Below are 14,167 nucleotides of genomic sequence, written 5' to 3'. Positions count from 1 at the left end.
GAAAGCTTAGATTGATATCATTAAATTAAAGGAACAGGGAAGGAGATATCAACATGAAAATATTAAAAGCAAACTTTTTAAAAAAATATTATGGTTCTAAAGAAAATTTGGTAAAGGCTTTAGATGGCGTTGATTTAGATATAGAAGAAGGTAAATTTGTATCAATAGTTGGAACTTCAGGATCCGGTAAAAGTACATTACTTCATATATTAGGAGGGTTAGATAGACCAACTTCAGGGAAAGTTTTTATAGAAGGAAAAGATATATATTCTATGAAAGATGATGAACTTGCTATATTTAGAAGAAGAAAGATAGGATTTATATTTCAATCTTATAATTTAATACCAGCTTTGAATGTTTGGGAAAATATAGTTTTACCTATTGGCTTAGATAACAAGAAAGTTAATGTAGATTATATAAAAGAATTAATGAATACTTTAAATATATATAGCAAAAAAGATTTTTTAACAAGTTCACTTTCAGGAGGACAAATGCAAAGAGTAGCAATTGCTAGAGCTTTGGCCACAAGGCCATCTATAGTACTTGCTGATGAGCCAACAGGAAATTTAGATTCTAAAACTGGGCAAGAGGTTATGAATTTAATAAAATTATCTGTTGAAAAATATAATCAAACTTTAGTTATGATAACTCACAATGATAAGATAGCTCAAATGGCAGATAAAATAGTAAGAATAGAAGATGGAAAGATAATGGGGGGCATGAGTAATGAATAGCTTGTCAAATCTTTCAAGAAAGAATTTAAAAATCAATAGAAATAAAAATATTCTTATAATAATTGCTATAGTTTTGTCTACTTGTTTAATAACTACTATAAGTATTTTAACTAACAGTATAAGAAAAATGGAAATAGATACAATTGTAACTCAAACAGGAGATGCTCATGTAAAATATAAAAATATTACAGATAAACAACTTAAAATACTTAAGAATAATAAAAAACTCTCAGATGTTAATGAGTATATAGACTTAGGTGTAAGTTACAACTATTCACCATATATTATTGATTTTTTCTATGTAGATAAAGAAGCTGGAAAAGGATCTAAATATCTTCAGTTAAAGAAAGGAAATTTCCCTAAAAAAGATAATGAAATAGCAATGCCAAAATGGATGGTTAAAGAAATAGGGGGAAAACCTATAGTGGGAGAAAAAATAAATCTAGTTTATTCCCATAAAGAAGATGGCGTGCTAAAAGAACAGAAAAAAAGTTTTATATTATCAGGAATATTAGATGAAGGTGAATACTTTAGAAATGAACAATATATGTCAGTTGCTGTAGTTTCTAAAAGTTATGCACAAAAGTATTTAAAAAATGAAAAGGCTAAAAGATTTGCCACAGCAAAAGTAAAAGGAAGTAATATTAAAGAAAATGCATATAGTATTGCTCATAATATAGGGCTTAACGACAATGATGTAAACATTAATACGATGTATATAAAAGCCTTAGGATTAGATATAAAAGCATTAATACCAGCAATTATTGGTGGATTTGTAGTGATTTTAGCTACAGTACTTGTAATATATAATATATTTTATATATCTATAAAGGGAAGAATAAAACAATTTGGAATGTTAGCTTCTCTAGGAGCAACAAAAAAGCAAATAAGAAAACTTATATTTAAAGAAGGGTTATTTCTATCTTTGATAGGTATACCTTTAGGAATAATTTTAGGATATTTATTAAGCTATGGGATTGTCCCTTTAGCACCTGTAGAAGGTAATTTGAAAGTAGAGAGTTCATATTATACTATTTTAATATCAGTTTTAGTAAGTTTATTAACAGTTATAATATCTCTTAGAAAACCTAGTCGTATAGCATCAAAAATATCACCAATTGAAGCTATAAAGTATAATACAGTACAAGTAAACACAAAAAAGAAACAAAGAAAATCTAAAGATAATATGAATTTGAGAAGAATTGCTTACTTTAATTTATGGAGAAGTAAAAAAAGAACTATAACTACTATAATGTCTATGGCTTTAACAGGGGTATTATTTATAATGTTTTTTTCAGTATTTACAGGTATCAAGAATAGACCAGATAGTTATATAAGTTCTGATTTTGAGCTATCTTTAGGAAGTCTAAGTCCTGGAGCTGCTGATAGTTATAAAGACCACTTAAATAAAAATTTATTAAATCATATAGAATCATTAGAGGGAGTTAGAAATATTGATACTTTAAAATACAATTCTGTAGTTTTTAAAAATAGGAAAAAAAGAAAAAATAACAGTAAACATGAGCAGGCTATGTCTGTAAGTTCACAATTCTTTGGATTTGATGATTCAATGTTAGATGATTTAAAACCTTATGTTTTAAAAGGTGAAATATTAAAAGAAAGATTAAAAAATAAAAATGAAATCATTATGATATATAGGCATGGAAGTAAAGAGGAGTGTCCTTATAGCATAGGAGATAAGGTTAAATTAAGTTTTTTCATTCCAAAAGGTAACGATAAATATAAAGAAGTTGAAAGAGAATTTACTATAGGTGCAATAGTTAGTCATAATACTAGAAGTATTGGTTTTGCATCTTCTGGAGGTATAGAATTTATATCTGACGAATCAAAATTTCAAAATATAGCAGATAATAGAGTTAAAAAAGCTTATATAGATGTTGATGAAAATAATTATAATAATCTAAATAACAAATTAAAAAATATAACAACTAAAAATAAATCTTTAAAATTGTTTAACAAAAAGGAATATAAAAAGAAACAAAGTTTAGAGATTAAAGGTATGGAATTTATGGGGGTAAGCTTAATATTAATTATAGGATTAATTGGAACACTAAATTCTATAAATACTATGGTTACTAACGTAATGTCTAGAAAAAAAGAGTTTGCAATGATGGAAGCCTTAGGACTTACAAAGGTGCAATTAAGAAAACTTTTAAAAATAGAAGGAATTTACTATTCAGTTATAAGTATAATAATATCTTCTATTTTAGGTACAATTCTTTCTTATTTCTTTAGCTCAGAATTTGGATATAATAAATATTATCAAATACCCTTTGGAGCAATGATAATAGTTTCTATAGCTTTTATAATTATTCAACTAATAATAACTTATGTAGGAGAGGGAATGCTTAAAAAAGATTCTATAGTAGACAAAATAAGATACAGTGAATAAAATTTTGATAAATAAATCTAATATTTTGAAAAATAAAGTAAAAAAACATATATGTATGAAGGATATAGAGGAAAAATTTAGAATGTATTATATAGTAGAGTAATATATCTAAATTTATCTTAAAATATTTTCTACATATATGTTTTTTATGTATAGGATTAATAATAAATAAAATTATAATTTAGGATAAATAGCTATAACATTACATATAGATTATATAGGATTAAAAATATATTATTAAGAGGAAAAATGCATTTTTATTAATTGGGGGATTACATTTATTGTTTAAACAAAGATATTAGGAATTTTAAATTGTTTAAATATTAATGAAAATGATATAAATAAATTAAAGTTTATTTAATAGTTAAAATATATTGAATATTAATTTATTACGTATATAATTTAATTTATATAAATAATATTATTATGTTATATTGTTTGTTTATAACAACTTGGGAGGGAATGAAATGTCAGTATTAAAAGAATTAGAACCAAAATTAGTATTTCATTTTTTTGAGGAATTAACTAAAATACCTCATGGATCAGGAAACGAAAAAGAGATAAGCGACTTTTTAGTTAATTTTGCAAAAGAAAGAAACTTAGAAGTGTCTCAAGATGAATTTTTAAATGTAATAATTAGAAAACCAGGTACAAAGGGGTATGAAAGTGTACAACCTGTCATAATACAAGGTCATATGGATATGGTTTGTGAAAAATTAAAAGATGTAGATCATGATTTTGAAAAAGATCCATTAAAATTAAGAATAGATGGAGATTATATATATGCTACAGGAACAACTTTAGGTGGAGATGATGGAATTGCTATAGCATATGGACTAGCTATATTAGATTCAAAAGATATAGATCATCCACCTATAGAATTCGTTGCTACAACAAATGAAGAAGATGGAATGGGCGGAGCTTTTGGATTAGATACTAAAAATCTAAAAGGTAAAACATTAATAAATATAGATGGTGAAGAAGAGGGAATATTTATAGTAAGCTGTGCAGGTGGTGCTACAAGTATAACAACTTTAGAAGCTAATTTAGAAAAATGTGAAAAAGAAGTATTAGAAATAGAAGTTTTAGGTTTAAATGGTGGACATTCTGGGATGGAAATCAGCAAAGAAAGAGCAAATGCAAATAAGATTATGGGAAGATTATTATATACTTTAAATAAGGATGTAGATTTTAATATTGCACATATAGAAGGCGGTACAAAACATAATGCTATAGCTAGAGATTGTAAAGTTTTGATAGCTTTAGACAAAAATCAAATAGAAAAAGTAAAAGAAATATGTAAAGAAGTTGAAAAAGATTTAAAGGGAGAATATAGTGTACAAGATCCTTCTATAGAAATAAAAGTTGAATCTTCAAATAAAGTTAATACACAATTAAGCAAAAAAGATACTCAGTCAGTAATTACATTCTTAAATGTAGTTCCTTATGGAGTACAGTCAATGAGTCAAAATATAAAAGGTCTTGTAGAGAGTAGTTTAAATCTTGCAGTAGTTAATATGGAAGAAAATAAAGTTAAGTTTATAATTTCTATAAGAAGCTCAGTTCATAGTAAGAAATTTGAAATTTATGACAGAATAGAGTCTTTGGCAAATTCTATAGGAGCTACTGTTGAGAAAAAATCAGAATATCCAGAATGGCAATATGAAAAAGAATCTAAGTTAAGGGATCTAACTGTAAAGTCATATAAAAAACTATTCGATCAAGAGCCAGTTATAACTGCTATACATGCAGGACTTGAATGTGGACTTTTTAAGGAAACTATGAAAGATACAGATATGATTAGTATAGGACCAGATATAATAGATGTGCATACAGCTAATGAGCATTTAAAAATATCATCTGTTGAAAAATACTGGAGTTTATTAAAAGAAGTATTAAAAAATATTAAATAAGTATTGTAAATTAATTAAAGCTACTAGCTTATATCATTATAAGTTAGTAGCTTTGATTTTTAGTGTATGTATTATTCTAATATTTTTTAGCTAAATCTTCTAGCATTTTAGATGAATTTGAAAGATCTTCAATAATTGCATTAATTTCTTGAAGTTCAGCAGCTTCAGATTGGAAGCTAGAGTTAATATTTTCAATATTATCTGTTATGCTAGATACAGACTGTTGCATATTTTTTATTACATCTTCTATTTTTCTTATAGATTCAGAACTTGAGTTTGAAAGTTTTCTTATTTCAGTAGCTACTACATTAAAACCTTTTCCATATTCTCCAGCTCTTGCAGCTTCAATTGCTGCATTTAATCCTAATAGATTAGTTTTTTTAGCTACATTTTTTACAAATTCTAATATTTCGTCTGTATTTTGAGCTTCTGTATTAGTTTTTTCAGCGGAAATAACAATTTTATTGTTAGCATCTGCTACATTTTGTATAGTTGCAGCTACTTCATTAGTTGATTTTGTTATTTTTGATAATGCAACAGATAAGTCCTTTGATAGTTTTGATATAGCACGTTTTCTTTCAACATTTTTTACTGCTGCAATACAACCTATTATATTTCCTTTTTCATCTTTAAGTGGTACAGATATATTTTGAATTTCATTTCCAAATACTTCTTTAGGAATGGTTTTAATCACTACAGTACCTGTATCTAAAGCTTTTCTATCTCCTCCATCATTGTGTATAAAATCTCCTATTTTTGTATTTAGATTAAATTTTTCAAGTCCAATAAGTTGAATATATTTTTCAGTATCAGATATAGAAAATGCTACATCTTCAGAAAAAAAACAAGGTAAATAGGGGGTGACTTGGTTAAAAGAATCTAGTAGTTTATTATTAAAAGTTTTTTCACTCATGTATGTCCTCCTTATAATATCCATGTATTAATTTTACAATTCAACATAAAATACTTTTTTTCCTGCAATAATATGTGTAATTTTAGTTATTATTTTTCCATTTAGATAAATAATCTATAAATGGGAAGTTTAGATTTTGTTTTTTAAGTACTAATTTTCTATAATGTCTATTATTCATATTTAATTTTAAAAGTATATATTCAGATAAAAATCTTTCAAAAGGTAGCCAACTTACATGTGTCATTGGTATTATATATCTTTTAGAACCAGACATTTCATTGAAAAGAACTGCTTTACTGTATAAAGGTATAGTTTCATCAAAGAGAGCATCTATAAAAGTGATTTTTGATTTATCTAAAAGATGTGCATAAGATATAGGGTCAATTCTAAACAAAGGATGAAATTTTTCACTGTTTAATATTTCTAGTAATGAAGCTTCTTTTATTTTAGGAAATTGGGTTTCATAAGTTGAATATAATCTTTTTTTATCATGAATGTAGAAAGAATTATCTCTAAATCCATTTTTAAAAAGTCTTCTAGCAAATTTAGTAACTTTAGATTTATGAATGATTTTAGGAAAGTATCCTCCAGTAGTCATAAATATAGTTTGATTAAATCTTTTATCTAAAGCAGAGACAATAAAAGATAGCATTCCACCTAAACAGTAGCCCATTAAACAATTATTTTCTTTCCAAACACCTTTTTGTTCTAATAAGTCTATAGAGGATAAAATATCTACTACTGCATGTTCCCAAAATCTATACATTGTTTTAATATCAGGCTTAATAAAACTTTTCCCACTTACAGAGCTATCTTCTACCCTAGTATAGTTACCAGGAAGAACAATTATAGTAGAGTGAATACCAGCAGAAGCTAAATGAGTTCCCATCCATAATAAAAACTTTATATTGCGACTACCAAGACCAGGGACTATGAAAATTGAAGCTTCTATATTACCTTTTGGTTCAAAGTTATAAAGTTGTACATTTTCTGTACCTTTGTAAGGTTTATCGTACAAGGTTTTAAATCTTGTATAATTACATCTATAGAAAGCACCTTTTAATATATATCCTTCGATATAATCTATTTTTTCTTTGTTATATGTAAAGTCTATTTTCATACATATCTCCTTAATTAAATTATTATAATCCTTAGGTTATATTTTATTTTTTAAATATCCTAAGTTAGTTTTAAAAATAAAAATTTTTAAATTTTAAAATTAAAATAAAAATTAATTATAAATATAAAAAAGTAGTTTTTATATTATTCTATATATTATATTAAGCTTTTATGGATATGTGAAAAATATAGGGACTTTAATAATAAAAATCTGATTTTACAAGGTAATCATATATGAAAGACAATTATTGTACTTTAAATATAATATTATTTAATTAAATTATTTCAATAATTTTATGTTAAATAGGTTAATCTAATAATAGAGTAACCTATTTATAAACTAAAAAAGTTTGTTTTAAATAAGCTTTTTATTAATAGTTAGTTTGAATGTTTTTTTTCTAAATTAAAACAAACTAAGTTGAATTTAAATATAAAAGGAGGATAATAAATGCATAACAAAAATAAAAGATTCAAATTAGAAGATGTAAAAGACATACAAGTAGGAGATTTGCCATCAGCTAAACTTGGAATAATAGATAGTCTTTCAGGAGATGATATCCATAAAAATTCTATAGAATCAAATAAAATGGCATCATATATTAAAGGACATGAGTTAGGAACTGAGATAGAAAATTTATTAAAAGGTGATCAAAGAAGTTATTAAAAGCTTAATTTACTTTATAAAATACAATATAAAATTAGATATAATGATAAAGCATTGGGATTTAACAATGCTTTATCATTTTTTTAATATTAATATGTAAGAAATAATAAAGATAAAATTAACAAAAAATACATAAACCTTTGATATAATATTGAATTGTAATAAACAATGTAACTTAAAAGGAGATTTTAATGGAGACAAGGAGAAATACTGGTAACATAAATCTAAAAAAAATTAAAGTTAAAAAAAATAAGCCGAAATTTTTCAGAAAAATTTTTGTCTTTATAATTTTAGTTATAGCTGTAAATTTTTTAGCCAAATTTATTTATAACAAGAATAAGAAATTTATATTGCCAGAAAAAACTATGAACATATACATAAAAGCAGCAGATGATATTAGTGAAGGAAAACTACAAGTTAGTTGGAAAGATATTGCGGCTATAGATATTGCACAAAAGGATGAAAACTTTTCTAAAGTTAACATAAAAGATGCCAAAGATTTAGGTGAAAAATTTATTATATCAGATATGAATGGGTATAAGGTTATAAATATAAAAGATGTTATAAATAAATTATATTTAGATGAAGATACAATGGATAGTATACAGGATTATAAAGAAAAATTAAAAGATTCTATACCTGTTACCATATCAAAAGAAAAAGAAAAGTTTATAGATAGTCTTAAAGTAGAAGCTAAGAAGATATATGAGAAAAAAGGGATTTTGCCTTCAGTTATTATAGGACAAGCAATATTAGAATCTAACTGGGGAAATTCTCAGCTTTATAAGAAAAGTAATAACATTTTTGGAATAAAGGCCGTTCCTGCATGGAAAGGTAAAACTGTAAATATGAAAACTTCTGAAAATTATAAAGATAAAATAAATGCAGAATTTAGAGCATATGATTCATCTTTAGACTCATTAGAAGATTATGCAAATTTTCTAACGGTAAATCAAAGGTATAGAGCTCATGGTTTATTTAAAGCTACCCAGTATAAGGGTCAACTTCAAGCTTTGGAAGAAGCAGGGTATAGTACAAAGAAAAATGAATTTGGTGAAAATATATATGCAGAGCTAGTAGGGCAAATTATAAGAGAGTATAACCTGCAGCTTATTGATAACGAGATAGAGCAAAGTAATATTTAAATATTAATTTTAGTTTTACATATTAGTTATTTATTTAAATCTGTCTTACAATAATAAAAATAGTATTGTCTACATATAGACAATACTATTTTTATTATTGTAAGAGTGGCGTTTTTTATTGGTTTCATAGGTTTATTTATTAATGTAATTATTAAGTTTTATTGGTTTTGTTTTTTTAAATGTTTTTTTAATTAAAATATTATTGTATATTATTTTGTTTTTTTATTAATATACACTTTTATAGTGTCCTGAAGTTTTCAGTTTTTTATGTGAGTTAACTTTTATATTAAAGTGCTTTTATTAGTGTAGTTCAGCTCTTTAATGTTTTTTAACAATATTTATAAGTTATTTTATTCTGTTTTTTCTGTTTATATTATTATAGTATTTACTTTTTTATTTATTGTTCATAAAAAAGTGTTTATTTTTAAATTTTTTACATTTATAATTTATTATTGATAATATGATGTGAAAATTGAAATAAGATAATAAAAATATAGTTTTTATTTGTACAATTATAATTTAACTAGCATATATATATCATATACTAGAAGTATATTCATTATAAATAAAGTTGTAATGAATTTTTAATATTTTAAAATATAGTATTAAGAATATGTAAAAAACATGTTGAAATACTTTGTGTTTTCATATAATTTATAAAAATATATGTTATTATGTAACTATTGTATATTATAAATAATTTTTCAGGGGGATTTTAAATGAAGAGATTAAATATTTGCATAGATATTGATGCTACTCTTACGGAACCATATTATTGGCTTGATATATGCAATGAATATTTTAATAAGAATATAAAACCTTATGAAATAACTCAATATAGTATATACAAAGTTATGGGAGTAAGCAGAGAAGAATATTTTGATTTTTATAACAAATACAAATTAAAGATTCATACAGAAGAAAAAGTAAGAAAAGATGGAAAAGCAATAGTGAATAGGATTAGCAAATATAATAACATATTTTTTGTTACAGCTAGAGAAAAATCTTTAGAATTATTTACAGAAGCTTATTTAACATTAAATAAAGTAAACTTTGATGGATTATATGTTTTAGGAAGTCATCATAAAGTGGACAAAGCTAGAGAATTAAATTGTGATATTTTTATAGAAGATAATCCTAATAATGCCATAGAGCTTTCTGAAGCTTCCTTTAAAGTATTACTTATGGATACCTACTATAATAGAGAGATAAAAGAAAATGAATTTATAAAAAGAGTTTATAATTGGAACCAAATATATGACTTTATAGAGGAAATGAAATTTAATCAAAAGGTTATATGATTTTATATAAAGCATAGTATAAATTATTTATATATTTAAGAGTAAAAAGTATATATTAAATAAAAAACATAAGCTATCAACATAAATTTGAAATTTAATGTGATAGCTTATGTTTTTTTATATAAAAAGAAGGTACCTATTAAAAATTACAAAGTATTTTTTATAACTCTTAAAGCATTTTTATAAAGTATTTTTTCTATATCATTTTCTGTAAAATTATTAATTTTTAAAATATCAGCTAATTTATACATTTCACTACAGTTATTTATCTCACTAGGAGTTTCTATACCGTCAAAATCTGAACCAATAGATATTACATCTATTCCTCCAACATTTTTTATGTGCTTTATATGACTTAGCATTTCTTCTAATCTTCCTTTAGAGCTTTTACCTAGAAAGCTTTTTTCAAAGTTTATTCCCATGATACCACCTGAAGTAGAGAGTTTTTTTATCATATCATCAGTTAAATTTCTAGGATGATTTGTTATAAATCTAGAATTTGAATGAGTAGCTACAAAAGGTTGTTTTGAGTTCTCATATACGTCTAAAAATCCTTGATCTGATAAATGAGAAACATCTATTATCATATTTAATTCATTCATTTTTTCTAGGACTTCAAATCCGAAAGAGGTTAAGCCTTTATCTTTATATTTAAAATCATAGTTAGGAAATCCAATTTCATTGGGATAATTCCAGGTTAAAGTTATTAGTCTTACGCCATTTTTATAAAAGTAATCTAAGTTTGATAACTTACCTTCTAAGGCTCCTCCTTCTTCTATAGTAAGTATAGAAGAAATTTTATTTTCTTTTTTATTTTTTAATATATCATGATAATTTAAAGCAGATGATATATATTGAGAGTTCTTCTCTAAAGATTTTTTATATAATTTAAGCATATCTGAGCAAGTTTTAAAAGGAGTTGCAGTTTCTTTTAAATCCAAAAATAAAGCAAAACATTGACATAAATAATCAGCCTGTTTTAATCTTTTAATATCTATGCTTAAATTATTTTTGTATAAATCATCTTCTGAAAGGTTAGGGTAGTTAAAAAGTTTGTAAATAGTATCACAATGCAAATCAATTACTGACATTATTATTCCTCCCTAAGGTATAATATTTAATTATCTATTAGTTTTTTATCTTATTTAAAAGTTTAACACAAAATAAAACATGAATACGTTTTAGATTAATAAACTTTTTAATTTAATATATGATATATGATTAAATTTAGATAATTTAACTAGTTTAATAACTTGGAAATTTTAATATCTATCTTTAACAATTAATATATAAAGAATATATAATTTAATATAGTTTTTTATAATTAATAATTTGGTTAGATCATATAATAAAAAACACATAGATTTTACAAAATTTATTATAAATTTTGTAATTAATCTATGTGTTTTTTTAATTTAGTTAGTAAAAAATAATTTTTTATATGGTTAAATATATTTTTTATTTAACGGCACTTAACCCTGAAGCAATTAATATTGCTGAGAATAGTATAAAGCATATTATAGTTATTATAGCAGCTTTCTTTTTAGATGTTTTTGAAACTGCATAAATACCTATTCCTATTAAAACATATTTCCAAATTGAAAATACATTTATAGAAGAAGAAATTACAGATGTTACAGTTTTAATTGTTCCTATAGGTTTTTGTGATATAAGCACATATATTGATTGTATTACATTATATATTACAGTTGTAATAGAAGCTAAAGTATATATAGAAACTATTTGTTTATATTTTAAAGAAATTTTTGATACTTTTAAAATTAGAAATAATATTAGTGATGTAAAAAATACCCCTATAATTATTCCTAAGATAGCAGAAATACTTCCAAAAATAGGGCTAGTAGTAAATTCAGCAATTTTTTTTGTAGCTTCTGCTTGTTGTGGTGTTAATCCTTTTGTTTGACTTTCCATTAAATTTTTCATTAAATCTTTTGAAAATTTAGATGAGATTACACTATATAGTACAGAACTTAAAATTAAAATTAATAAATTTATTCCATATTTTGGTTTATCTATAAATCTTTCAAAAAGTATTTTAGGGTTAATAAAGAAGTATTTAATTCTATCTTTTAAAGTTAATTTTTGTTCAACGGTATTTTCACTCATTTTATAATCCTCCTTATATTTGGATTGAAATATTTTTTAGTTTTATATTTAAATTAAATCATAATGGTATTTTATAAATATATTTACTATATTAAATTTTATTACAGATTAGTGTTACTTTAATTTATTACTGGTCCTTTATAGAATCTATAACGTTAAGTTTAGCTGCTCTAGAGGCAGGATATAAACCAGATAAAAATCCTATAAATGAAGAAAATAATAATACAAAGCCTACAAGGCCTATACTAAAAGATATAATAGTAACTTTTTCTGTAGAAGTAGAAAGTTTAGCACTTAAAGGTATATTTATTAAGAGGCATATAAGAAAACCTATAATTATTCCAATTAATCCCCCCATAAAACCAATAGCAGTAGCTTCACCTATAAATATTTTTTTCACATCCCATACAGAGGCACCAACAACTTTCATTATTCCTATTTCTTTTTTTCTTTCAAGTATAGACATGTTCATGGTATTTGCAATACCAAAAGCAGCTACTAATAATGATATTCCACCAAAGGATCCTAATATTAATTTAATTCCTGTTAATATTGATCCTATTTGTTCTTGGGCATCTTTTAGAGTTGAATAAAGATAACCATTGGATTTTAAATGTTTTTCTGCCTTTTCCATAGATTGAGTATCTTTTAAAACTAAATCTATACTTTGGTATCCCTTTTCTTTTAAAAAGTCCTTTTCGGGATTTTTAGATTTAAGTATGTTTTCTACTAATCCTAATGAAGATTGCATAGAAAAATCATTCATCATACCTTCTTTTAATATTCCAACTACTTTTACTTTATAAGTTTTACCTTTAATGTTATTAGAACTTAAAGAATTCTCAATAGGTATATCTTCCGTAGAATTTTTCAAATCAGAAGAATTTACTACAGTTTCAGTATTTTTAGACGAATCAGAAGTATTTGTATTATCATTACTAGAAAGTTCTTTACTAGCTTCTTTAGAAGTAGAATTATCTACATTGTCATTCTTATTTAATTGATTTCCTGATTTTAAATTATCTTGGTTATTGCTTTCTTTTAAGTTAGACGAATTGGATTCATCAGGTTCTGTTTTAGTTTCTGTATCTTCTAGCTTATTAGTATCTGAATCATTATTTATAAATTCATTTGAGCTTAAAGATGCCTCTTCATTGCTATTTTCAGTTGAATTAGTTTGGGAATCTTTCATTAAATTGTCTTCTGAAATATTAGTATCTTTTGAATTAGAAGATTGTCCAGTTTTCTCAGAAGGTAAATTTGCTTCAGGTATTTTAAGTTCAATTTTTTTTGATAAAATAGCTTCTAATTCTTCAGGTTTTAAATTAGAAGTATCTTTTATATTTAACAAAGATGCGGCTAATTTTTGACCTATTACTACTTGATTTTTGTTAGAATCATTTGGATATCTACCAAGACTTAATTCATGATCCTTTGAATAATTTTTCATTTTCATTCCAGATAGTTGTAAAGAATCTAGTTTATTTTTCTTATAACTTGCAGAAATACTAGTAGATATATTAGGTACAATATATTTAGTAAAATCTAGTTTTTCTAGTTCATTTACATTTTTTTCTGTTAATATTTTTTTCTTGTTTTTTATATTTTTACTTCCACTGTCTAATGGATTATCTATATAAGGTGAGATAGTTATAGTATTGGCATCTCCAAAAGAATTAAGTTTTCCAGACGTAAAATCTTGAAATCCGTTACCAATGGATACAATAACATATATAGCAATGCTTCCTATTATAACTCCTATCATAGTTAAGATGGTTCTACCTTTTCTTTCCCATAAATTTCTCCAAATTATTTCTATAATATCAGAAAATTTCATT

The 14,167-nt window shown here is 24.3% G+C and carries 11 protein-coding genes; 6 read left to right on the top strand and 5 right to left on the bottom strand.

Translation table 11 applies throughout. The features are described from left to right. Positions 1–53: 53 nt before the first annotated feature. From ABDZ71_RS06430 to ABDZ71_RS06420, 3 genes are all read left to right on the top strand, one after another. Positions 54–734, top strand: a complete 681-nt coding sequence (locus tag ABDZ71_RS06430; protein WP_343760023.1) for an ABC transporter ATP-binding protein — start codon at positions 54–56, stop codon at positions 732–734. Then, the gene (locus tag ABDZ71_RS06425) at positions 727–3,147 is read left to right on the top strand and encodes an ABC transporter permease (protein ID WP_343760021.1); all 2,421 of its coding nucleotides are present in this window, start codon (positions 727–729) and stop codon (positions 3,145–3,147) included. Before ABDZ71_RS06430 ends, ABDZ71_RS06425 begins: the two co-directional genes overlap by 8 nt. Before the next feature lie 467 nt (positions 3,148–3,614). Beyond that, positions 3,615–5,060, top strand: a complete 1,446-nt coding sequence (locus tag ABDZ71_RS06420; RefSeq protein WP_343760019.1) for an aminoacyl-histidine dipeptidase — start codon at positions 3,615–3,617, stop codon at positions 5,058–5,060. A 76-nt stretch (positions 5,061–5,136) separates the two neighbouring features. On the opposite strand, the gene ABDZ71_RS06415 is transcribed toward ABDZ71_RS06420, so the two are convergent. Together ABDZ71_RS06415 and ABDZ71_RS06410 are read right to left on the bottom strand one after the other, a co-directional pair. Then, complete coding sequence (locus ABDZ71_RS06415) at positions 5,137–5,973, bottom strand: methyl-accepting chemotaxis protein (RefSeq protein ID WP_343760017.1); 837 nt, start codon at positions 5,971–5,973, stop codon at positions 5,137–5,139. An 82-nt stretch (positions 5,974–6,055) separates the two neighbouring features. Then, positions 6,056–7,093 (bottom strand): alpha/beta hydrolase, encoded by a 1,038-nt coding sequence (locus tag ABDZ71_RS06410; RefSeq protein WP_343760015.1) that lies wholly within the window; start codon positions 7,091–7,093, stop codon positions 6,056–6,058. 447 nt (positions 7,094–7,540) lie between these two features. On the opposite strand from ABDZ71_RS06410, the gene ABDZ71_RS06405 reads away from it, so the two are divergent. The 3 genes from ABDZ71_RS06405 (at position 7,541) to ABDZ71_RS06395 (ending at position 10,202) form a co-directional block, all read left to right on the top strand. Continuing rightward, entirely contained in the window at positions 7,541–7,756 is a 216-nt protein-coding gene (locus tag ABDZ71_RS06405) for a hypothetical protein (protein WP_343760013.1), read from the top strand. Positions 7,757–7,947: 191 nt separating this feature from the next. Continuing rightward, complete coding sequence (locus ABDZ71_RS06400) at positions 7,948–8,901, top strand: glycoside hydrolase family 73 protein (RefSeq protein ID WP_343760011.1); 954 nt, start codon at positions 7,948–7,950, stop codon at positions 8,899–8,901. Between the two features lie 719 nt (positions 8,902–9,620). After that, the gene (locus ABDZ71_RS06395; protein ID WP_343760009.1) at positions 9,621–10,202 is read left to right on the top strand and encodes a 5' nucleotidase, NT5C type; all 582 of its coding nucleotides are present in this window, start codon (positions 9,621–9,623) and stop codon (positions 10,200–10,202) included. Between the two features lie 146 nt (positions 10,203–10,348). On the opposite strand, the gene ABDZ71_RS06390 is transcribed toward ABDZ71_RS06395, so the two are convergent. The 3 genes from ABDZ71_RS06390 to ABDZ71_RS06380 form a co-directional block, all read right to left on the bottom strand. Then, positions 10,349–11,293, bottom strand: a complete 945-nt coding sequence (locus tag ABDZ71_RS06390) for a dipeptidase (RefSeq protein WP_343760007.1) — start codon at positions 11,291–11,293, stop codon at positions 10,349–10,351. A 367-nt stretch (positions 11,294–11,660) separates the two neighbouring features. Continuing rightward, positions 11,661–12,329: a Yip1 family protein gene (locus ABDZ71_RS06385; RefSeq protein WP_343760005.1), complete on the bottom strand. Its 669-nt coding sequence runs from the start codon at positions 12,327–12,329 to the stop codon at positions 11,661–11,663. A gap of 127 nt (positions 12,330–12,456) precedes the next feature. Then, on the bottom strand, positions 12,457–14,166 hold the full coding sequence (locus tag ABDZ71_RS06380; RefSeq protein WP_343760003.1) for an FtsX-like permease family protein: 1,710 nt from the start codon (positions 14,164–14,166) through the stop codon (positions 12,457–12,459). Position 14,167 lies beyond the last annotated feature (1 nt).

The organism is Clostridium oceanicum (genome assembly GCF_039521385.1).
Taxonomy (GTDB): domain Bacteria; phylum Bacillota; class Clostridia; order Clostridiales; family Clostridiaceae; genus Clostridium_F; species Clostridium_F oceanicum.
The sequence above is the reverse complement of the archived record's forward strand: the minus strand, read 5'-3'. Positions and strand labels throughout refer to the sequence as shown.